This is a genomic window from Streptomyces anulatus (assembly GCF_014650675.1).
GTDB classification, from domain to species: Bacteria; Actinomycetota; Actinomycetes; order Streptomycetales; family Streptomycetaceae; genus Streptomyces; species Streptomyces anulatus.
Genome location: NZ_BMVK01000014.1, coordinates 25,407 through 46,990, shown reverse-complemented (window position 1 = coordinate 46,990; position 21,584 = coordinate 25,407). Strand labels below are relative to the sequence as shown.

Annotated in this window: 17 protein-coding genes and 2 pseudogenes; 8 read left to right on the top strand and 11 right to left on the bottom strand. The window is 70.4% G+C overall.

Annotated elements, in window-relative coordinates; all coding sequences use genetic code 11:
* Window positions 1-19: 19 nt before the first annotated feature.
* Entirely contained in the window at window positions 20-961 is a 942-nt protein-coding gene (locus IE272_RS28415) for an alpha/beta hydrolase family protein (protein WP_190008710.1), read from the bottom strand.
* A gap of 103 nt (window positions 962-1,064) precedes the next feature.
* Here IE272_RS28415 and IE272_RS28410 point away from each other — a divergent pair, with 103 nt between their 5' ends.
* On the top strand, window positions 1,065-1,634 hold the full coding sequence (locus IE272_RS28410; RefSeq protein WP_190008708.1) for a TetR/AcrR family transcriptional regulator: 570 nt from the start codon (window positions 1,065-1,067) through the stop codon (window positions 1,632-1,634).
* 77 nt (window positions 1,635-1,711) lie between these two features.
* On the opposite strand, the pseudogene IE272_RS28405 reads toward IE272_RS28410, so the two are convergent.
* The 3 genes and pseudogenes from IE272_RS28405 to IE272_RS28395 all read right to left on the bottom strand — a co-directional run.
* A pseudogene (locus tag IE272_RS28405) lies at window positions 1,712-2,493 on the bottom strand (serine/threonine-protein kinase); the annotation flags it as partial.
* Between the two features lie 378 nt (window positions 2,494-2,871).
* Window positions 2,872-3,165: pseudogene (locus tag IE272_RS28400) on the bottom strand (transposase); the annotation flags it as partial.
* Window positions 3,166-3,211: 46 nt separating this feature from the next.
* A complete protein-coding gene (locus IE272_RS28395) occupies window positions 3,212-4,156 on the bottom strand; it encodes an erythromycin esterase family protein (RefSeq protein WP_190008706.1) in 945 nt (314 codons plus the stop codon).
* Between the two features lie 331 nt (window positions 4,157-4,487).
* Here IE272_RS28395 and IE272_RS28390 point away from each other — a divergent pair, with 331 nt between their 5' ends.
* Entirely contained in the window at window positions 4,488-4,946 is a 459-nt protein-coding gene (locus IE272_RS28390) for a VOC family protein (RefSeq protein ID WP_190008704.1), read from the top strand.
* Window positions 4,947-4,968: 22 nt separating this feature from the next.
* Here IE272_RS28390 and IE272_RS28385 read toward each other — a convergent pair whose 3' ends face one another.
* Complete coding sequence (locus tag IE272_RS28385; RefSeq protein WP_190008702.1) at window positions 4,969-5,904, bottom strand: hypothetical protein; 936 nt, start codon at window positions 5,902-5,904, stop codon at window positions 4,969-4,971.
* 380 nt (window positions 5,905-6,284) lie between these two features.
* On the opposite strand from IE272_RS28385, the gene IE272_RS28380 reads away from it, so the two are divergent.
* From IE272_RS28380 to IE272_RS28370, 3 genes are all read left to right on the top strand, one after another.
* The gene (locus tag IE272_RS28380) at window positions 6,285-7,145 is read left to right on the top strand and encodes a helix-turn-helix domain-containing protein (protein ID WP_098891926.1); all 861 of its coding nucleotides are present in this window, start codon (window positions 6,285-6,287) and stop codon (window positions 7,143-7,145) included.
* On the top strand, window positions 7,142-7,360 hold the full coding sequence (locus IE272_RS28375; protein WP_190008700.1) for a DUF397 domain-containing protein: 219 nt from the start codon (window positions 7,142-7,144) through the stop codon (window positions 7,358-7,360). Before IE272_RS28380 ends, IE272_RS28375 begins: the two co-directional genes overlap by 4 nt.
* Before the next feature lie 150 nt (window positions 7,361-7,510).
* Window positions 7,511-8,557: a DUF5954 family protein gene (locus IE272_RS28370; RefSeq protein ID WP_190008697.1), complete on the top strand. Its 1,047-nt coding sequence runs from the start codon at window positions 7,511-7,513 to the stop codon at window positions 8,555-8,557.
* A 67-nt stretch (window positions 8,558-8,624) separates the two neighbouring features.
* On the opposite strand, the gene IE272_RS28365 is transcribed toward IE272_RS28370, so the two are convergent.
* Window positions 8,625-9,950, bottom strand: coding sequence for an LCP family protein (locus tag IE272_RS28365; protein ID WP_078961259.1), 1,326 nt, complete (start codon window positions 9,948-9,950; stop codon window positions 8,625-8,627).
* Between the two features lie 117 nt (window positions 9,951-10,067).
* Here IE272_RS28365 and IE272_RS28360 point away from each other — a divergent pair, with 117 nt between their 5' ends.
* A complete protein-coding gene (locus IE272_RS28360; protein ID WP_018961270.1) occupies window positions 10,068-10,616 on the top strand; it encodes an acyl-CoA thioesterase in 549 nt (182 codons plus the stop codon).
* Window positions 10,617-10,714: 98 nt separating this feature from the next.
* Here IE272_RS28360 and IE272_RS28355 read toward each other — a convergent pair whose 3' ends face one another.
* Entirely contained in the window at window positions 10,715-12,220 is a 1,506-nt protein-coding gene (locus tag IE272_RS28355; RefSeq protein WP_229897778.1) for an LCP family protein, read from the bottom strand.
* A 219-nt stretch (window positions 12,221-12,439) separates the two neighbouring features.
* On the opposite strand from IE272_RS28355, the gene IE272_RS28350 reads away from it, so the two are divergent.
* The gene (locus IE272_RS28350; RefSeq protein WP_190008695.1) at window positions 12,440-13,468 is read left to right on the top strand and encodes a glycosyltransferase family 2 protein; all 1,029 of its coding nucleotides are present in this window, start codon (window positions 12,440-12,442) and stop codon (window positions 13,466-13,468) included.
* A 75-nt stretch (window positions 13,469-13,543) separates the two neighbouring features.
* Here IE272_RS28350 and IE272_RS28345 read toward each other — a convergent pair whose 3' ends face one another.
* The 4 genes from IE272_RS28345 to IE272_RS28330 all read right to left on the bottom strand — a co-directional run bounded on the left by IE272_RS28345 (window position 13,544) and on the right by IE272_RS28330 (window position 19,879).
* Window positions 13,544-15,259 carry an LCP family protein gene (locus IE272_RS28345; protein ID WP_229897776.1) on the bottom strand — a complete coding sequence of 572 codons (1,716 nt, stop codon included), beginning with the start codon at window positions 15,257-15,259 and terminating at the stop codon, window positions 13,544-13,546.
* 37 nt (window positions 15,260-15,296) lie between these two features.
* A complete protein-coding gene (locus tag IE272_RS28340; RefSeq protein WP_373304203.1) occupies window positions 15,297-17,084 on the bottom strand; it encodes an LCP family protein in 1,788 nt (595 codons plus the stop codon).
* A 224-nt stretch (window positions 17,085-17,308) separates the two neighbouring features.
* Complete coding sequence (locus IE272_RS28335) at window positions 17,309-18,949, bottom strand: LCP family protein (protein WP_190008692.1); 1,641 nt, start codon at window positions 18,947-18,949, stop codon at window positions 17,309-17,311.
* A 177-nt stretch (window positions 18,950-19,126) separates the two neighbouring features.
* Window positions 19,127-19,879 (bottom strand): TIGR03089 family protein, encoded by a 753-nt coding sequence (locus tag IE272_RS28330; RefSeq protein WP_057663317.1) that lies wholly within the window; start codon window positions 19,877-19,879, stop codon window positions 19,127-19,129.
* A gap of 137 nt (window positions 19,880-20,016) precedes the next feature.
* On the opposite strand from IE272_RS28330, the gene IE272_RS28325 reads away from it, so the two are divergent.
* Window positions 20,017-21,546: a peptidoglycan recognition protein family protein gene (locus IE272_RS28325; RefSeq protein ID WP_190008690.1), complete on the top strand. Its 1,530-nt coding sequence runs from the start codon at window positions 20,017-20,019 to the stop codon at window positions 21,544-21,546.
* Window positions 21,547-21,584: the final 38 nt, after the last annotated feature.

The following is a 21,584-nucleotide window of genomic DNA, read 5'->3' as shown; positions in this document are numbered from 1 at the left end:
GGCGTCGGTCAGGCGGCGATCACTTGCCGACGATGCTCCACGTGCCGTCGCCGGTCTCGGCGGTGTCGCTGAGGGCGGTCCACGCGGCGTCGTCGAGCTTGAGGGCGTCGTGGAGGTAGGCGGAGATCGCGTCCGCGACGAGGGCGACGCGGGCGGGGTCCTCGTCGGTGGTCTCGGCGACCGTCTCGCCGGCGAGTCCGCCCAGGGTGTGCTCGCCCTCGGCTATGGCGAGCAGGCTCTTCGGGGACGGGCTGAGGTGGTAGGCGTCGGTGAACCACTCCGGTCCCAGGGTGGAGAGCTGGGACCGGTCCCTGCCGCCCGCCACGACCAGGGCCGGGGTGGTCATGGTGGAGTAGTCAGGCCTCATGAACGGAAGGTGCTCGGCGGCGAACGGGGTGAGGGTGTCGCCGGTTCCGGTCGCGGCGATCAGCGCGCCGGCCGAGACGGCGGAGTGGGAGAAGTCCTCTCCGGGAACGCCGTCGGCGTCCAGCACGCGCGCGCCGAGGATCGCGCCGGCGGTCTGCGCGCCCCAGGAGTGGCCGACGACCGCGATGCGCTCGCGGTCGACGCGGGCCTCCAGGCCGCCGGCCTGGACAAGGATGTCGCCGAGGCCGTCGATGACCGTGTGGAGGTCGGCGATCCGGACGCGCCAGATGGTGGCGAAGCGCGGGTCGTCCCACCCGATGCCGTTGCGGCGGGAGTCCAGGTGGGTGGGCTGTACGACGACGAATCCGGCGGCTGCCCACCGGTCGACGAGGGGTTCGTATCCGTCCAGGGACCATGCGTTGCCGTGAGAGAACACGATGACGGGAAGGTTCCGGCCCGACAGCGGGGCGGTGACCTTCACCTGGAGGCCGACGCTGCGGCCGGGCGCGGGAACGGTGATGGGCTTGACGGCGACGATCCGCTGGCCGAGGTCGAGGCCGAGGTCGAGGTCGAGACCGATGCGGCTGGAAGACATGGGGGACCTGCGCTTTCTCTACGGGACTGCTCTGCCATACTTTGGCGGAGCGCCGTTCCGCCAACTTAGCGGAACATTGTTCCGCGAGTAAAGGGAGAGCCTCGTGCCGGAGTCGGTCGGAGTACGCCAAGCGCAGGCACAGCGCACCCGCAGCGGTGTGCTGGCGGCCGCGTCGGCGGTCTTCGTGGAGCAGGGCGTCCAGGCCCCCATCCGCGACATCGCCGAACGCGCCGGTGTCGGCGTCGGCACGATCTACCGCAACTTCCCGACCCGGGCGGACCTCGTCACCGCCGTCTACCGGCACCAGATCGATACCTGCGTCGCACTCGCGCCCCGGCTCCTGGAGGAATCGGACTCCCCGTTCACCGCCCTGACCCGCTGGGCGGACGCGTTCGTGGAGTTCCTGGTGACGAAGCACGGCCTCGGCGCCGCCCTGGGGTCCGGTGACCCGGGGCTGGAGAACCTCCACGCCCTCATGCTCGACACCCTGGTCCCGGCCTGCGCGACCCTGCTCGACGCCTGCGTCGCCGCCGACGAGATCGGCCCGGACATCACCGCCTACACGCTCATGCGCGCCATCGGGAACCTCAGCATCACCGGCCCCGACTACGACCGGGCCGACGCCGGACGCATGGTCGCGACCCTCCTCGCCGGATGCCGCCGCCAGGCATAGCGACAGGGCCCGGCCGCGCGCCCACGGCGTGACGGTCGGTGCGAGCCCCTGTAGGGGTGCTTTAGAAGTCTGATGCGCGCATCGAGCCGCGCCTCCGGATCGTGCACCAGCAGCGACATCAGTACGTCGGCCAACGCGCCCGCGTGCCGGGGCCTGGGCACGTCCTCATGGAGCACGGCCGCGAGCGTCGCCGGCGTGCTGTCCCTGCGCAGCGGGTGCCGGCCCTCCACGGCGACGTACAGGAGCATGCCGAGCGACCACAGGTCGGCGGGCGGTCCGCTCGACTCCCCGTGGACCCGCTCGGGCGACATGTAGTCGGGCGAGCTGATGATCGATCCTGTGGCCGTGATCCGCGTGGAGTCCTGGAGCGCGGCGAAGCCGAAGCCGGTGAGGACCGGGCGGCCGTCGGAGCGCAGCAAGACGTTCGCGGGCTTCACGTCATGGTGCTCGATGCCGTGCGCGTGCGCGGCGACGAGGGCGGCGAGCAGCTCGCGGCCGAGCCCGGCCGCGTCGCCGGGGGGGGCATCCGGCCTCGGCCGAGGCGGTCCTGGAGCGAGCCGCCGGTGATCAGCTCCATGACCAGCCAGGGGTACGTGTCGGGGCCGCTGTCGACGATGTGGTGGATGGTGACGACGTTCGGGTGATCGACCCGGGCCAGGCCACGGGCCTCGCGCAGCACCCGGGCACGCAGGGCACGGAAGCCCTCCGCGTCCTCGTCCGCCCCCTGCGGCCGCACCTCTTTGAGGGCCACGTCGCGGTGGAGCACCAGGTCACGGGCGCGCCACACGGTGCCCGTACCGCCACCGCCGAGCCGTTCCAGCAGCTCGAAGCGTCCGTCGACAACGCGTGCGTCCGTCACTTGACGGGGCCGTCGGTCATGGCCTGCCGTGCGACATGGGTGATCAGGGTGCGGTGCTGAGGCTGATGCTGATGCATGAACTTCGCGAATCTGCTCGTGCGCTGCGGGACACGGTGGGGCAGGGCCAGGGGGGTATCCGGGGTGCTACCAGGCGGGCCACCGCCACGGGCTTTCGTCGCACGTGAGCCTCATGACAGCAGGCCCTGGCCACGCGCGTGCAGGAGACGCCAGGCACTGTCCTGGCGATCACAGGCTGGACCGGGACCCGCAGTCGCGATCGCCGGGCCCCACCACCGACTCGGCCTCGAACTGCGTGCAGTCGGCACGCTGGCCAGCCGTCAGGACGACCACCTGTGCGAAGCCCCCTCTGACGGCCGCCGGCGGAGCCTTCCTCGCGCCGGCCGCATGCTGGTGGGCCCGGACGGAGGTGGAGTCCACCGACACGTCCCAGTCGATGTCATCGGCCGCATCCGCCTCAGCCTGCACCCGCCGCAACAACAACGCCCAGGTTCCGTCCGCCGACCAGCGGCGATGCCGCTCATGCACCGTCTTCCGCGGCCCGTACCGCTCCGGAAGATCACGCCACTGCACCCCGGTCCGAACCCGGTACAGAACCCCGTCGATGACCTGGCGATGATCACGCCCGGTCCTGTCCGGCGGATCAGTGCATATCTGCGTGCCGGAGCCGGCGTCTGCGGAATGCTCCGCCGGGCAGCCTTCAGGGCAAGGGCCGGTACGGTGTCACCTCTTGCGTGTGGACGACGACGTCGAACCAGCTCGCGAGTGACCCGCCCGACATGTGGTAGGCCGCGTCATCCCGGGGGTCGTAGAGCGGGCCGATCAACCGCGTGCGCGTCGGGGCGTTCAGGAGGCGGCGGATCGGCTCGGGTTGCGATGTGCCCAGATCCAGGAAGTATCCCGCCCTGTTCCCGGCGGCCGCATGCAGCAGGCTGTCGACGAAGTCCGGGCGTGGAGCGGTCAGGGGCTGGCCGATCGAACCATGCGCCATGGTCAGGCCCACGGACCGGTAGTCCAGCCCCAGTCGTGCACGCAGGTATCCGCCCATATTCCGGTGCGACTCCAGGGGCTCGGAAGGGGACACGGTACGAGGGGCGCCCACGGCGGTGTGGGCCATACCGCCCCAGTAGACGACCTTGTCGCCGGTGAGCCGCTGCCACCGGCTCACACCGTCGGCGAGCGTGCGTTCCAGTTCGGCCAGACCATCGAGCCGTGTGGTGTGCCGCACCGGTTCAGCAGGGAACTGGGCGAAACGTACCGGGTCGCCCGGGTGGCGCTTGTTGTAGGACCGCATCCAGTGGACGAGATCGAGGATCTCGGCGGTCTGCCAGAACGACCGTGCCTTTCCCAGCAGTGCACGGGGGTCTCCATCGCCGGTGGCGACATAGACGTCCAGGCCGAGGCGGCCAGGATCGTCGCCCTCCAACGCAAGGGTGCGGAACCCCTCTTCTTCCACCAGCAGGCGCACGATGCGATGCGCCACGTCCGACAATTCGCGTGTCTGTCGGGCAGCTGCTCCAAGCGCCACGATCTTGGCGTCCCGCACCAGTGGGGCGAGCGGCCGCAGATCGTCCAGTGGCTCGTCAGGCTTCCTGTTCACGAGCGCATGGGAGTTCTTCTTGATCCATTCGGTCGCTGCCTTCATTGGCCTGCCCTTCATCCCCGAGCTCCGCTTCTTGCGGACCACTCCAGGAGATCGTCCGACCTCTAGCTTGGTTGAGGTCAAGAGCCTGTGACGTCGAGTTGACGCTCATCACTGGAGCGGCCTGTAGTGGCTCAGGTGCGGGACCAACGGCGTATCGCGACCACCGTGACGGCTCCGTGAGCGAGGTAGGCGCGGTCACTGTCGCAGCGATCAAGCTATGGCTTCGCACAGCACTCTGCTCGGTCGCCAGTTGATCCACGCTTGACCTCAGGTGCGGTTCAGCTTCTACCTTCAAGGCCATCGGCAGCAGCCGCCCAAGGAGGCAGTTCCCATGACCGAGACCGCCATTCCCGAGAACTACCGCAACGCTGTCGTCGCCCACATCATGGTCGACGGGGCCGCGAACGCGATCAACTTCTACACCCGAGCCTTCGGTGCCGAAGAGCTGTTCCGCCTCGACGGCCCCGACGGACGCATCGTGCACGCCGAGGTCAAGATTCAGGGCTCCACCATCATGCTGGGCGACGCAGAGGGACCATTCTTCAGCGCACCGACGGCTGTCGGTGGTACCACCGTGGGCCTGCACGTCTTCGTCGATGACGTCGATGCTCTGGCGCGGCAGGCCACCGCGGCCGGTGCGGAACTCCTGCGGCCGCCGGCCGACCAGTTCCATGGCGACCGAACGACCATGTTGAAGGACCCCTACGGCCACATCTGGGTCTTCCTCACACATCTGGAGGACCTCACGCCGGACGAGGTGGCCCGTCGAGCCCGGGAACTCTTCCTCTGAACGATGATCCGCCGGACAGGCCCTACGCCGCCTCCCAGTACTGGCCCCGGCAGTCGCGGCAGTGCCCCGGGTCCGGGGAGCGGAACGCGCGGTCGCAGCCCTCGCAGGTCTGGAAGGGGGTGACGGGCGCCCGGCGGGCCGGGGCCAGTTCCCGGGCGCCGGGGAGCGGTGGTGGCAGGAGCACGGCGAGACGGTGCCTGACGATCTTCGCCGGGTACTTCGGAGGCTGCGGGAGCTCGGTCGTCAGAGCATGGCGGATGGCGTCGGGGTGTGCGCCGCGCTCCAGCCAGGCAGCCGCACCGGGAGCCAGCTCCTCGACGTCGTCCTCGGAGAGCACCAGCTCCGGCGCGTGACGCCGAAGATCGGCGAGGAGCGCGGAGGCGGCCCGGTGCAGTTCCGGGGTGAACTCGCGGGGCTGCGGGAGCGGCCGACGCGGCGGCTTGGGCGCGATGCGCGACGGTACGCGGACCGGTGGATGGGCTGCTTCCGGTACGGGGGTGGGCTCGGGCGCAGGCGGGGGTACGGGCACCGCAGGCTTCATCACCGGCTTCGGCGCCACCGCTACCGGCACCACCGTCCCGCCCCGCAGCAACGCACCCGGCTGGTTGCAGAACACCGTGCGGGTGACCATCCGGCCGTTCGCCAGCCTCGCGCGGGTCCGGTGCAGGTAGCCGTGGGTCTCCAGCTCGCGCAGGGCGGCGGCGATAGCGGTCTCGCCCTCGGCGAAGCGGGCCGTGAGCGCCTTGATGCCGACCTGGGACCCGGCGGGCAGCGACTGGATGTGCACGCCGATCCCGATCGCGGTGAGGGAGAGCCCGTCGTGCTGCGCGAGGTGGTTGCCGACGATCGTGAAGCGGCTCGCGTGCGGGATCGCGACGTGGATGACGCCGGAGGGCGGGAGAGGCCCGGGAATCCCGGTCAGGGCGTGGGTGAGGGCGATATCGTGCTGGGTAGCCATGGGGAAGCGTTCTCTTCCTTGGTGGTCAGGTCCTCGCTCGGGATTGCCGTCCCGGCGGGGGCCGTCTCATGTCTGGTGTTGTGGTCAGCGTGAGCATATGCCGGGCAACCCGCCCGAAATCCAGCCCAGTTGGCGCATCTCACCCGTGTGAGTGACCAGTCCATCCCGCAGTTGACCACCGGGATCGGGTGGGGTGGGGTTGGGTAATTTCTTTTGGTTCTTTAGTAGTTGATGTCGTGGACCACCAAGTCGCGGTGAGCCACGACCCGGTTGTTCTCCACCGGATCGTGGCGCGTCACGACCCGGTGTGAGCAGCGATTTCGGGTGGATTTCCGGGGATCCGTCACTCGGCCCGGCCCGCCGTCCCTACGCTGCGCACCATGGCTGACGAAGACGCACCCGAGCCCGAGCCCGATCTGGACGTCGACATCGATCCGGCGGACGATTCGAGCGCGGTCATGGCCGCTGTGGGGCGGCAGATCAAACTCTGGCGGGAGGCGGCAGGGATGCGCGCCGCCGAACTGGGCGCGGCCATCGGATACGGCGAGGACCTCGTCTACAAGGTCGAGGGCGGGCGGCGCATCCCCAAGCCGGAGTTCCTGGACGCGACGGACCGGGCCGTAGGGGCGCGCGGCAAGATCTCCGCGATGAAGCAGGACGTGGCGGAGGCCCGGTACCCGAAGAAGGTGAAGGATCAGGCCAAGCTCGAACGGCAAGCGGTCGAGCTGGGCGCGTACGAGAACCACAACGTGCACGGGCTGCTCCAGACCGCCGAATATGCCCGTGCGCTCTACGAGATGCGGCGGCCGGCGTTCGGTCCTGACGAGGTCGAGCGGTACGTCGCGGCACGGATGGCGCGGCAGGAGATCTTCCGGCGGAAGCCGCTGACCATGCTCACCTTCGTCCAGGAGGAGGTGACGATCCGGCGGCCGCTCGGCGGTCGTGCCGTGCTACGACGCCAGCTCGAACACCTGCTGGAGCTGGCGCAGTTGCGGAACGTCGAGATCCAGGTGATGCCGACCGACCGGGAGGACCATGCCGGAATGGGCGGCCAGCTCCAGCTTCTCAAGTTCAAGGACGGAACAGCGGTGGGACAATGGGAGAGCCAGTTGTTCAGCCGCCTGACCTTCGACCCCAAGGAGATCCGGATCCTGGAGCAACGGCTTGGTCTCGTCCGGGCCCAGGGCCTTACTCCACGGGAATCGCGGACCTTTATCGAGAAAGTGCTGGGAGAGACATGACGCGCAAGACATCGGGTGGAGACGTCTCCGCTCTCAAGTGGTTCAAGAGCAGCTTCAGCAGCAACGACGGGCCCTCGTGCGTCGAGGTCGCCGCCGCCCGCACCACCGTGCACGTCCGTGACTCCAAGGACCTCGCCGGGCCGCAGCTCGGCTTCACCCCCGCCGCCTGGGCCGACTTCGTCCCGTACGCCTCCGGCTCCGGCTCCGGCAACTGAAGCGCACGCGCCACCCCGCCCGACCCGAGCGCGCTCCGGCCTCGACAGGCGGCGGAGCGCGCTCGTCGGCCTCTACACCAACTCCGCGCGGCAGAAGCCCTTTGCGGCGGAAATCCTGACACCGACACCCCCCTTCGGCACACTGAGTGCATGGACGCTCACCCGGAGGAATCGCCGGACCATCTCACGATCAACGTCACCCGTCATGACGACCCGGTCTCCGAGGTCACCGAGGCGGACGCGTTCGCCTCGGTCCGCAAGTACCCGAACATCGTGGTCCGGGGGCCTCTGTTCGGGCTCGCCGAGCAGCGGCGCGGCGACCGGCCGCGCTGGCGACTGCTGGGCGAACTGGATTCGGGGTTCCCGCAGATGGCCCGGGACGAGCTGAATTCGCACCTGTGGTTCATGGCGAGGGACGACACCGACGACCCGGCGGCCCGGCGGTCGCTGCTGGACGCCGTGGCGCGGCTGGAGACCGAGGCGGTCGACGAGGTGTCGGCGTGCGGCGTGCGCTACCGGATCGTGCGCGCCGACGAGTTCGCCCGGATCGGCGGCGGCCGGCTGGAGCCGCCCCGGGCCACGGACCCGGACGACGACAGCTGGGACCTGGACGCGCCCGACCCCTCCCGGACCGAGGGCTTCGTGGTCGACCACGCCGCCGCCGTCGGGCTCAGCGAGGGGATCGGCCGGGCAGGGCTGCTGCAGCTCGCCTACACCGCCGCCCGCTTCCCCGAGGGCGTACGGGCGGACTCCCGGCGGGCGTTGACCACCCACCCCGGGGTCGTGCTCCTCCCGACGACGTTCCGGGTGGTGGAGCGGAAGGAGGCGACCTGGTCGATGGTGACCGGACAGTACTCGACCCCGCAGGGGGCCCGCCGCGCGCTCGTCCACCACCTCACGCGCCCCGTGCCCCAGCTGCCGGACCTGCCCGGCATGCCGGAGCTGCCCGCCTGGATGAAGGTGGACGAGAAGGAGGCGGCTCTCCACGCGCGGGCCGCGAAGAAGTTCACCGCGCGCCTGAGGCCCGACGAACTCGTGCTGCGGGGCCGCCGGTTCGAGGTGATCCGGGTCGAGCGGGTGATGCGGATCGGGCCGGACGGGCCGGAGAAGTCTCGCCCGTCCGACGTGGACGACTACGGCCCCTCCCGGATCCATCCCGTCATGGACGCGGAGGGGAACATCACCTACGGCACCTAGCGACCCCGGGCGACGAAAAGGGCGCCGGGCAACAGCCCGGCGCCCTTCAACAGCTCTGTCTACGGCTTCAGTTGCCCTTGACCGTGACCTTCTCGTCGTTGTTCAGCTGCTCCACCAGCTGCTTCACCTTGGCCTTGTCCCAGACCAGATTGCCGCCGACGCTGCCCGAGATCGGCATGTTCATCGACGTGCCGTCGCCGCCCGTGACGCCCTTCATCGCGAAGAACATGTTGCCCAGCGCCCAGAGCGACATGTCCTTGTCCACGATCAGCGTGTCCAGGCCGGCGCCCATCGTCGGGTACAGCTTGAACGGGTTGATGATCGTGCCCGGGGTCGCCGTCTGGCTCGCCAGCGCCGCGAGGAACTTCTGCTGGTTCTTCGTACGGTCCAGGTCGCTGCCCGGCAGCGCGTAGCGGGTCCGGACGAAGGCCAGGGACTGCTCGCCGTTCAGCGTCTGCTTTCCGGCCTGGAAGTCGGCCCCGGACTTCTTGTCCTTGAAGCCCTTCGGGATGTCCAGCTCGACCCCGCCGATCGCGTCCACGATCTTCGCGAAGCCGCCGAAGCCGATCTCGACGTAGTGGTCGATGTGCAGCCCGGTGTTGAACTCGACCGTACGGACGAGGAGTTCGGGGCCGTCCTCGGCGTAGGCGGCGTTCAGCTTCACCTGCCGGCCGGTGCCCTGGAACTTCTTCCCGGACTCGGACCCCACGAAGGACGGGATCTCGACGTTGGAGTCGCGCGGCAGCGAGATCAGCGTCGGACCGTTGGAGCCGTCGTGCAGGATCATCATCGAGTCGGTCCGCTTGCCCTCGGCGGAACCGGTGCGCAGCCGCTTCTTCTCCTCTGCCGACATGCCCTCGCGGCTGTCCGACCCGACGATCAGGTAGTTCGTGCCGTCGCCGGACTCCGGCCGCTCGATGACCTTGGAGAGGTCGACCTCGCGCTTCAGCTTCGAGTCGGCCCAGAAGTACGTCGAGATCGAGACCGCGAGCACCACGACCACCAGGGTCAGCGCGCCGAGCTTGATCCGGCGACGCCAGTCCGGGGCCGGGCGGCCCTGGACGTAACCCCCGTCACCGCCGCCGCGACGGCCACCGCCGCCCCGGCCGTCCGACCCGCCGCCGCCCGAGCCGTAGACCTGGCCCGTGTTGTAGCCGCTGTCGTACCCGGGGTCGGGGCTGTTGGCGTAGCCGCCGTCCTGGTAGCGGTCGTCGTATCCCTGACCCTGCTGCGGCACCTGCGGCCTCTGCGGCGGAGCCTGCGGCCTCTGCGGCGGGGTCGGGCGGCGCTGGATGTGAGGCATCGCCCGTGCGCTCTCGGGCCGGGCGCTGTCGCTGCCCCGCCCGTAGCGCTCGCTGCGGTCGCCGGTCCGTCGATCGGGCCAATCGTTCATTCGCTTAGTGTGCCGCGCCGCCCTACAGCCTTTACAGGGTGTATGGGGATTTGGGCCACGGCTGTTGCGAACCTGATGCATTCTGCGCGACGCGTCCCCCCGCATAAGGTGGACTGTATGACAGATCAGGCCACCCGCCCGGAGGGCGAGATTCCGGGCAAGCCGACCGCGGCGTCCCGGACCACCCTCAGCCACATCATGACCGGCAGCGACACCAACCTTCTCGGGACGGTGCACGGTGGCGTGATCATGAAACTGGTCGACGACGCCGCCGGCGCGGTGGCCGGCCGGCACTCCGGCGGGCCCGCGGTGACCGCCTCGATGGACGAGATGGTCTTCCTGGAGCCGGTCAGGGTCGGTGACCTCGTTCACGTACGCGCACAGGTCAACTGGACCGGCCGCTCCTCGATGGAGGTCGGCGTCCGGGTGATGGCCGAACGCTGGAACGAGTCGACCCCCGCCCAGCAGGTCGGCAGCGCCTATCTGGTGTTCGCCGCCGTCGACGGGGACGGCAAGCCGCGCCGCGTACCGCCGGTGATCCCCGAGACCGAGCGCGACAACCGGCGCTACCAGGAGGCGCAGATCCGGCGCACCCACCGGCTCGCCCGACGCCGCGCGATCAAGGAACTGCGCGAGAAGCGCGCCGCCGACGGCATCGACGACTGAGGCCGCGGGAGTCCCTCGAAGGACTCCACGGGCACCCGTCTCCCGAAAGGCGCCACGGGCACCGCGGGCCGCTTGTCGCACGCCCTGCGGTCACCCGGTCACGGGCACACCACCTCGTCGCCGCGCACCGTGGAGAACTCGCCCGACTGCCGGCTCTCCGCCCTCACCCGCTGCACCTTCGTGAAGTCCGCGCCCACGGTCACCCTCATCTGCGGGCCCTGGCCCTTCACCGCCTTCAGCTCGCTCCCGGGCAGGGCCGTGGCCAGGGACTTCGCGGACCGGTCCCAGCGCGGGTCGTACTCCACGAGCGTCCGCTTCAGCTCCCGCACCTCCCCGTTGAGCGGGGCCTCGGTGGTGGTGAAGCCGGTGGCCCGCAGCGCCGCGTCCACCGTCCGGCCGAGGCCGTCCTTCGGGGTCCCGTTGTAGACCTGCACCCGGACCTCCTTCGGAGCCACGTCCACGAGCGTGGCCGCAGGCTGCTTCGGACCGGCCGCGGGCTTCGGCTTCGACGGGGCCAGCGGCTTGTCCTCGCGCAGGGCCTGGAACAGCTTCTTCGCCTTCGCGGCGTCCCACTGCACCGTCGAGCCGATGCCCTTGACCGGGAAGCTGGGGTTGCCGACCGGTACGGAGGCGAACTCCGACGAGGCCGGCCCGAAGTCCTTCATCGCCTTGCCGAGCGCCAGCATCTGCTCCGTGCCGAAGCCCTCGTCGGCCCGGACCGAGCCGAGCGCCGAGGCGGAGACCTGCTGGAACTTCACCGGGTTCAACAGCACCCCGCTGCTCGTCGCCTGCTTGATCAGCGCCGCCATGAACTTCTGCTGGCGCTGCATCCGGCCCAGGTCGGAGCCGACGTCCACATGGCGCGAGCGGACGTACTGGAGCGCCTGGCCGCCGTCCAGCTCATGCGAGCCCGCGGGGAGGTTCAGGCCGGTGTACGAGTCCTTCATCGGCCGTGCCGTGCAGATCTTCACCCCTCCCACCGCGTCGACCGTCTTCATGAAGCTGGTGAAGTCGACCTCCAGATAATGGTCGATCTTGACCTTGGTCATGTTCTCGACGGTCCGCACGGTCAGCGTGGGCCCGCCCTCCGCGTACGCGGCGTTCAGCTTCACCGGGTGGCTCTCGTGGTGCTTGCCCGTGGTGCGGTCGGTGTGGGCGGGCATCTCGGCGTAACTGTCCCGGGGGAGGCTGACCACGCTCGCCCGCTGCCGGTCGGCCGACAGATGGACCAGCATGATCGTGTCGGTGCAGTGGCAGGGCGCGCCGCCGAGCCGGTACTTCTTCTTCTCGGCCTTGGTGATCGTGTCCCGGCCGTCGGTGCCGACGAGCAGCAGATTCGTGCCGTGGCCCCCCTGGGGGCGGTTCTTCATGTCCTTGAACGGATCGACCCGGCCGATCCCGCCCTCCAGGCTGCTCACCACGGCGTGACCGATCCCGCCCGCCCCCAGCACCAGCACCGACAGGCCCGTGGCCACCCGCATGCCCCAGCGCGGCCGCTCGTCCTGCTTGCGGGGGCGGACCGGCCGGGTGCCCCGGGGCGGGCGGCGTCGCGGGGGAGTGGTGCGGGGATGCGGCGGGCGCTGCGGTCGCTGCGGTGCGGGCACGGGGGAGACACCTCCGGGGTGCAAGGGAGACACCTCTGCGGTGCAAGGGGACCATCGCACGGTAGGCCCATACGATCTCCTCCCCGGCCCGCGACCCGGCGGCGCGCACCGCTGTCCCCCATTCGCGGTAACGTGGCGGCCGAATAACGCCACCTCCCGGGGCGCCCGCCTCCCGCGGCGCGGCACCCCCGGCGCCCCCGAGGACCACCCGAGGACCACATGTCTGCCGCGCAGTGCCCCGCCGTCTCCGTGATCATGCCGGTGCTCAACGAGGAACGCCATCTCAGGAACTCGGTCCGGCACATCCTGGAGCAGGAGTACCCCGGCGAGATGGAGGTCGTGATCGCGCTCGGCCCCTCCGCCGACCGGACGGACGAGATCGCTGCCGAGCTGGTCGCCGAGGACCCCCGGGTCCACACCGTGCCCAACCCCACCGGCCGCACCCCCGCCGCCCTCAACGCGGCGATCAAGGCCTCCCGCCACCCCGTCGTCGTACGGGTCGACGGCCACGGCATGCTCTCGCCGAACTACATCGCGACCGCCGTCCGCCTCCTGGAGGAGACCGGCGCGCAGAACGTCGGCGGCATCATGCACGCCGAGGGCGAGAACGCCTGGGAGGACGCGGTCGCCGCCGCGATGACCTCGAAGATCGGCGTCGGCAACGCCGCCTTCCACACGGGCGGCCAGGCGGGCCCGGCCGAGACCGTCTACCTGGGCGTCTTCCGCCGCGAGGCCCTGGAGCGGGCCGACGGTTACAACGTCGAGTTCATCCGCGCCCAGGACTGGGAGCTGAACTTCCGCATCCGCGAGGCCGGCGGGCTGATCTGGTTCTCGCCCGAACTGAAGGTCCAGTACCGCCCGCGCCCCAGCGTGAAGGCGCTCGCCAAGCAGTACAAGGACTACGGCCGCTGGCGCCACGTCGTCGCCCGCTACCACTCCGGCTCGATCAACCTCCGCTACCTGGCCCCGCCGACCGCCGTCGTCGCCATCGCGGCGGGCCTGGTCCTGGGCGCGGCCGTCACCCCGTGGGCCCTGGTCGTCCCCGGCGGTTACGTGGCCGCGATCGTCGCCGGCTCGCTGCCCGCGGGCAAGGGGCTCTCGCTGAAGGCCCGGGTCCGGATCCCGGTCGCGCTGGCGACGATGCACATGTGCTGGGGCTTCGGCTTCCTCACCAGCCCCCGGTCCCTGGCCAAGCGGGTCATCGCGAGCCGCCGCCCGGCGATGACCGGCAGCAGCGAGACCGTCTGACCCGGCAGCCGTACGGAGAAGGGCCCCACCGCCGAGCGGTGGGGCCCTTCTGCCGCGTACGGTCCGCCCACGGCGTCACCAGGTGTAGTTCGGGTTCACCTTCATGCAGGCCTTCTCGTCGTCGCCGTTGAGGGCGCCCGCCGACTCCGGGGTCTTCTCCTTGCCCTTGGACACCGGGTAGGTCCCGTCCTCGCGCCAGTCCGCGCCCACGGCGAGCGAGATCCCCGAGACGTCGGTGGACTTCTTCACCTGCGACAACGGAACCCCGAGCGCCTTGGCGACCGCCTGCGCGTCGCCCTCCAGATCCGCGCTCGGATACAGGATCGCCGTCCGCGCGGCCCCGGTCACGTCGCCCGGGTCGACGGTGGTCTTCGCGAAGCCCGCGTCCTTCAGCTGGTCCGCCACGTCACTCGCGCGCCCCGAGGCCGGACCGAGCGCGTCCGTCGCGGTCCCGTTCCGCACGGCGACCGCGATCTCGCCGACCGGCGCCGACGGGTCCTTCGTGGCCTCCGGCTTCTTCCGCTTGGAGGCCTTGCCGTCCAGCGGGATGTCGTCGCGGACCATCCGGAACAGCTGCTCCGCGTCGCCCGCCTTCGGGTAGACGCGGCCGTTGTTCGTGCCGGTGCCGTACACATTGGGCATGGTCGACATCGTGATGCGCTTCGTGGGGACCTTCTTGAACTCCTCGGCCAGGTCGTAGAGCTTCTTGACCGTGTCGAGGCCCTTGTCGACCGTCAGCGCATCGGTGGCCGCCTCGGCGAGGTTCATCAGCTTCGCCGGGTCGGAGAGCTTGGTGCCCTTGCGCAGCTGACGGACCATCGCGTTCATGTACTGGTGCTGAGCCTTGGCCCGCCCCAGGTCGGTGTTGTCCTCGAAGCCGTACCGGGTACGGAGCCACTGGAGGGCCTGCACGCCCTTGACGTAGGTGGTGCCCTTCTCCAGCTTCAGCCCGGAGCCCTTGCCGTCCCGGCCGCGGGAGTTGATGTTGGCGTCGACGCAGACCGGGACGCCGCCGATCGCGTCGGCCATCGAGACCACACCGGCGAAGTCGATCATCATGAAGTGGTCGATCCTGATGCCGGTCAGCTCGTACCAGGTGGCCACCGTGCACCCCGGACCACCGCGGCCCAGGCTCTCGTTGGTCTGCACGTCCACCGTGCTGGCGGGGAAGACCTCGCCGTCCGGGGCCGTGCACTTGGGCATCTTCAGCATGGTGTCGCGCGGCATGCTGATCACGGAGAGGTTGCTGCGGTCCGCGGAGATGTGGAGCAGCATCTGCACATCGGCCAGCGGACGGGCGCCGAAGGTGTCCTTCGCCCCGCCCAGCTTCTGATTGGCCTTGGAGTCCCGGGCGTCGGAACCGATGAGCAGGATGTTGAGCGGGGTCTGCCCGGCGGCGTTGGCCTTGTGATCGGCCATCTGCTTGTCGCCGAGGGTCAGATCCTCTTTCTTGATGTTGCCGTTGAGGTGCTCGTAGTAGAGGTAACCGGCGCCGCCGGTGCCGAGTATCAGCACGGCGAGCACGGAGGCGCTCCAGCGCAGCACGCGCCGCTTGGCGCTCTTGGGCGCACGGCGACTGCTGCGCCCCCGGGCGCCGGCCGTGTGGCCGCGCCGGTCCTTCGCGGCACGACGGCCGCCCCCCGACGCCTCACGGCCCCCCGGCCCGTCACCGTCGTCTCCCGGCCCACCGCCCTCGTGCGGGCTCTCGTCCCGGCCGAGTTGATCGGCGCCGCGGACGCGTGACCGCGTCCTCTCCCCGGGCGTGCTGCTCCGTCCCACCGGACCCCCCATGCTGTTCAGATTTCCGCTGTGGCGCGGTGACCCGGTGTCACTGGGCGCATACCGCCTTGTCGGCGCTTGCCTTCTCGATGTCCTTGGGAGGCTTCGCCGGTCCGGTGATGAGCTGGCCCGCGCCCTTGAAGTCCGCCCCCAGCGTGAGCACCATCGCCTCAAGCCCCTCGGCGTCGGCGGTGCCCTTCTTCATGGCCGTTGCGGGCAGCCCCATCATCTCGGCGAGCGCCCGGGCCTGATCGGCCTGGTTGGGCGCGTACTCCAGTGTCGTCTTCTTGATCTTCTCGGGTGCGTTGGCCTTGTTGGTGGACTTCGGCACCCCCTGCTCGTTCTGGAGCCAGTTGACGGTCGCGCCCGCCGCGCCGGGGATCTCACCGCCGTTGAGGACGTCCACGCGTACGTCGGCGGCCTCGGCCTTCGGGCCCTTGAGCAGGGCCGCCTGCTTGCCCTTGGCGGCCTTCTCCTTCTGCTTCACCTCGGTCAGCGAGGTGTCGGAGCGCATCATCGCGAAGAGCTGCTCGCCCTTGACCGGGTCCACGACCACGGTGATGGGCTTCGGTTCGGCCGGGTTGTCGATGACCGGCATCGTGAGGAAGCTGATGTTCTTGGTGTCGACCTTGCCGATCTCCTCGGCCAGCGTCACCAACTTCCTGGCGTCGCCGATGGCCTTGTCGACGGTCAGCGCGTCGGTGGCGGCATCGGCCAGCTTGTACAGCTTCTTCGGGTTGGTCAGGGTGTCGCTCGACTTCATCTCCCGGATCATGGAGCCGAGGAACTGCTGCTGCACCTTGATCCGGTCGAGGTCGCTCCGGTTGCCGAAGCTGTCCCGGGTGCGCAGCAGGGCCAGCGCCTGCTCGCCCTGCACCTTCGACTCGCCCTGCGGCAGCTTCAGATGCGACTTCGGGTCGTCGATCGGCTTCGCCATGCAGACCTTGACACCGCCGACCGCCGACGTCAGGGACTTGACCGCGTTGAAGTCGACCATCATGAAGTGGTCGGGCTTGAGGCCGGTGATGTTCTCGACCGTCCTCATGGTGCAGCCCGGATCACGGCCGTTCTGGCCGAGGCTGGTGTTGAAGCGTTCGTTCGGGGTGCCGGGGACGACCGTGGTGGTGCCGTCCTCGTTCTTCGTCTCGCACTCGGGGATCTCGGTCTTCAGGTCGCGCGGGATGCTCATCGCCGTCGCGTTGGTCCGGTCCTCGGAGACGTGGAACAGGATGGTGGTGTCGGCGTGGCCCTCGCTGCCCTTGTCGCCGTACCCCTCGTTGCCCTTGCCGGTGCGCTTGTCGGTGCCGATGATCAGGATGTTCATCGGGCCGTCCGTGACGACGTTCTTGCTGCCGGCGTCGCCCACGTCGATGGCGTCGATGTTTCCGTTGAGCTTCTGGTACAGCGCGTACGCTCCGGCCGAGCCGGCGACCACGACGAACGCCATGACCCCGCCCGTCCACAGCAGCGCCTTCTTCTTGCGCGACTTCTGGGGCTTGCGCTTCCGGCGGCCGGCCGAGGGCGGTTCAGCGGCCCCGCGTCCTCCCTGGGAGCTGCGGCGGCTGCGCTGACCGGGCACCTGGCGCGGCCCGTCCGGAGCTTCCTCGCGCTCACGCTCACGCGAACCGGAGCCGCGGCGCCCCGAACCCTCGCGGGACGAACCGGTCCGGGAGCCGCCGCGGCGACCGGTTCCTTCGGCCGTGGCCGTACGTGAAGGGCTGCTCGACTCCCCAGCGGAGTGATCCAGTCGCAATTCGTAATTGCCGGTGTTCGGGTTGAGTACCCACTGGTCGGCGGGGTCGATATCGTCCGCCCGTCCACGACTGTGCGCGTCCACGGTTGCCTGCGTCCTCCGTCGGTGCCACGCGAGGCGCCCTCCCCCGGCAAGGCGCTCGTTCCTTCGCTCCAGCAGTGCACGACCTGACGGCCGGAAGCACCGGATCGCGTCACACTATCCGGCCGATTCCGCGTCGAGCGACGTGCGTGACACATTCCACGCCCCTTACAACCGGGCATTCTTCCCATTAGGCGTCGATTGTGTTCTGTGTCTTGGCAATTGCTTTACTGCTTGCACAGGTCGTCCGCCGCGCTCGACCCTGAATAGGTGGGTGTGGGCGTCGGGCTTTCGGACCCTGTGTCGTCCGGCTTGCCGTCCTGCTTCCTTTCCTGGTCCTGCTGTGCTTCCTTCAGTTCGTCGGCCGGGACCACGGCGACGGGCCGGTCCTCGCGGAGTTGCTTGAACAGGTCACCCGCGTCCGGTTCGACGAGTTCGTCCCGATTGATGTTGTTGCGGTACGGCTGCCGGGGCACGGTCAGGAACTGCACCTGCTCGGTCGGCACGTTGCGCATCCCGCGCACCAGGTCGTACAGGTCGCGCAGCGAGTCCAGCCCCGGGTCGGTGGTCAGCGACTTGGTGGCCGCGTCCAGCACCGGGTAGAGCCGCGTCGGGTTGAGGAGGACGCCGTTGCTCTGCATCTTGTTGACGAGAGCGCCCAGGAACTGCTGCTGGCGCTCCATGCGTTCGGTGTCACTGCCGTTGCCGAGGGTCTTGCGCGCCCGTACGTAGCCGAGGGCCTCCTCGCCGTTCAGCGTCTGCCGGCCGGCCGGGAGCTCCAGGTGCGCGTCCTTGTCGTCGATCGGCTCCTTGAGGCAGATCTCGACCCCGTCCACGGCGTCGACCATGTCCTTGAACCCGTTGAAGTCGACGACCATGTGGTGATCGATGCGGATGCCGGTCATCCGCTCCACGGTGCGGATCGTGCAGGCGGTGCCGCCGAGCTCGAACGCGGTGTTGAACTGGGTGAACTGCTCCCGCGTCTCCTTGTCGTCCTCGGTGCGGCAGCTGGGGATCTCCACCATCAGGTCGCGGGGGAGGGAGACGGCCGTCGCGCTCTTCCGGTCCGCCGCGAGGTGCAGCAGGATCGTGGTGTCGGAGCGCTGGCTGCCGCCGTCGTCCCGGCCGTACTCGCTGTTGTCCCCGGCCCGGCTGTCGGACCCGATGAGCAGGATGTTCTGGGCGTCCATGACGACCGGGGTCGGCCGTTCCTTCTCGTACGCCTTGAGCTCGGCGGCGGCGCTCGTGTCGGTGGTGATGTTCCCGTCGAGCTTCTTGTAGAGCCACCAGCCCGCCCCCGCCGCGACGAGCACGAGGAACGAGGCGGCGAGCGCGGTCCAGCGCAGCCAGTGGCTCTTGCGCGCGGCGACGACGCCGTCCTTGGGTCGGTCGGCCCAGGTCTGCACGCCGGTGCTCGCATCGCTCCCGGCCTTTGCGGGGTCGGGCTCAGGGTCGGGGCCGGGGTCGGGCGTGATCCCGGGCTCCGCGGCGGCCGGGGACTCCTTCCCGGCCGCCGGGTCGTCCGAGGCAGCCGGTTCGTCCGAGGCCTGCGGGGTCTTCGAGGCTGCCGGTTCGTCCGGGGCCGCCGGTTCGTCCGAGGCCTGCGGGGTCTCCGCAGACTCCGAGGTCTTCGCGGACTCTGCGGACTCTGCGGACTCCGCGGACTCCGGAGGCTCCTGGGCGTCCTCGGCCGCCGGGGTCCCCTCCCGCCGGGCGTCGCCCTGCGGCGAACCGTCCTGCGAGACCCCGTCCTCGGGGGTCACGCCCTCGGGTCCGGACTCTTCCTGCGACCTGCCCTGCGGCTTGTCCCCGGCCGGGTGGTCCGGGTCGGACGGCGGGCCAGCACTGTCGGTCACGTCTGCGTCCATCCTTCACGTTCGGCGGCGCGAGGGGCCGCCGGTCGCAGGAGTAGACGGCTGAAACTCACGCTTGGTTGTGCACGGCCAGGAGAGTGGTCTGTACCGCCCGATCATCTACCCGCTCCGGAGCCGATTACCGAGGACTCGGCCCGCTGTGGGCCGGACGAGTGCACCTCAGAGCGCTTGTCATACCGCGGTGTTGGTGACCCGCTCGCTCTCGGTCCGCTTGGCCAGCCCCTCCGCGTCGAGCTGCCCGAGGTGGCGGCAGAGCACCACGGACCCACCGGCCGCCAGTGGCGCGAAGAGTCCGGCGCTCAGCCCTTCCCAGGTGTCGTACGTCCGCCCGGTCAGCAGCCGGGACCCCGGTACGAGACCGAGAGCGTCGGCGTCCTCGCGGGCCCGGGCAACGAGCTGCGCACCCGTCAGCCCGATCCCGCCGACGGCCAGCGCGGGCGCCTCGGGGTCCACCGGGGCGAAGGGCGCGAAGCGGTCGCCCTGGCTCGGCACCTCCACCGCGTAGTCCGCGAACCCCTCGGGCGCCTGCGGGAACCGGCCGCCCAGCGGCCGCAGGGCGAGGGCGACGCGCTCGCCCCGGCAGGCCCGCGCCCGCTCCAGGGTGTCCGGGCCGGTCACGACGAGGTCGGCGGCGGCCGGGTCGCCCTGGACGTCGGCGACGACCCCGACGGAGGAGCAGGCGAGCAGCCAGACCGCGGACTGCCAGTGCGCGGGGAGCAGCAGGGCGAGCCGGTCGCCCGGCTCCGCGGCGAGATCGCCCTGGAGCAGATTGGCGGTCTTGGCCACCCAATTGGCGAAGGTGGCCACCGACAGTTCGACGCGTTCTCCGGTGGCGTCGTCGTAGAAGGTGACCAGGGGGCGGGCCGGGTCCGCGGCGAGTGCGGATCGCAGCAGGTCGGCAGGGGTGCGGTCGCTGGAGTTCATCCGCGCAAGCGTACGCGGGGGCGCTGTGCGGGGCGGGCTGAACGGGTGTCACGTACACCGGTTCGGCCGACGGTGCGTCACGCCGGGGTCGATGTCCGGGTAGCCGGACTCCTGACTGTATGGCCAGGATCGTGCGTATGCGTGCACTATTGGTCACCTCAGTCGGCGTCACCTGCGCGGCGGCCCTCACCCTGCCGCTCGCCGCCCCCGCCCTGTCCGCCCCGGCCGCGCACTCCGCCTCGGCCCGGCCTCCTTCCCTGTCCCCCGAGTCGCCCGGATCCGGCCCGCCGTCGGCCCGGACCGAAGCCGCCCCCGACGAAGCGAACGAAGGGGGCACCCTCGAAGTCCCCGAAGCCCCCGAAGCCGCCCCTCCGCGCACCGGCGAGACCCGCGCGGCCGCGCTCGCGGGCTCGACGCAGTCCCTGCCCCTGGAACCCCTCGCCGCACCGTCCGACCGGGCCGTGGGCCCCGCGGCGTCCGGCCAGGGACTGGACCGGCGGACGGCCCGGCCGTTCTCCCTCGTGGGCGTCGTCTGGGACGACGCCGAAGCCGAACTCCACGGCACGGTCCAGGTCCGCACCCGGGCGACCGGCGGCACGAGCTGGTCGGACTGGCAGGACGTCGAGACCCACAACGCCGAACACGCCGCCGACCTGGGCAGCGCCGAGCGGGCCTCCGGCGCCGTGCGCGGAGCGACCGCCCCGCTCTGGGTCGGCGACTCGGACGGAGTGGAGGTACGCGTCCGCCCGGAGGCGGCCGATCCGCAGCACCCGGCCGCCGTACCGCTCCCCGAAGGGCTGCGCCTCGAACTCGTCGACCCCGGCGCGGACCCCGCGCCCGAACCCGCCCCCGCCGGCCGGACCGTCACCCCGGCGGCGTTCGCCGGCAACCCGGTTCCGCCGGCGACGACGACGGCCGTGCCGGAGGTGCTCACCGCCGAATCCGCCGCCACCTCGGCCGTCAACGCGGACCTCGCGCCGCTCGGCGCGACCGTCATCCCCGCGCTGACCAAGGCGGAGACGGAGGAGGAGGCGGCGATCGTCGCGGCCGGGGCGAAGCCGTACATCGGACCCCGGCCGAAGATCGTCACCCGCAAGGGCTGGGGCGCGGACGAGAAGCTCCGCGAGCGCAACTTCGCGTACACCAAGTCCGTCAAGGCGGCCTTCGTCCACCACAGCGCGACCGGGAACAACTACACCTGCAAGCAGGCCCCTTCGGTGCTCCGCAGCATCTACCGCTACCACGTCAAGAGCAGCGGCTGGCGCGACTTCGGCTACAACTTCGCCGTCGACAAGTGCGGAAACATCTACGAGGGCCGGGCCGGCGGCGTCGCGAAGGCGGTCCTCGGGGCGCACACGCTGGGCTTCAACACCAACACCATGGGGGTCGCGGTGCTCGGCACGTACTCCTCCACCAACCCGCCCGCCGCCGCGGTGACCGCCGTCTCCAAGCTCACCGCCTGGAAGCTCGGGCTGTTCGGAGCCAACCCCAAGGGCAAGGTCACCCTCGTCTCCGGCGGCAGCGGCAAGTACAGCAAGGGCAAAAAGGTCAAAATGAACGTCATCTCGGGCCATCGGGACGGCTTCGCAACCGAATGTCCCGGAGCGCGTCTCTACAAGAAGCTCGGCACGGCCCGGACCAGCTCCGCCAAACTGCAGGGCCGCTGACCGGGGCGTTACCGACCGGTCTGCTTAGACTGGCCAGC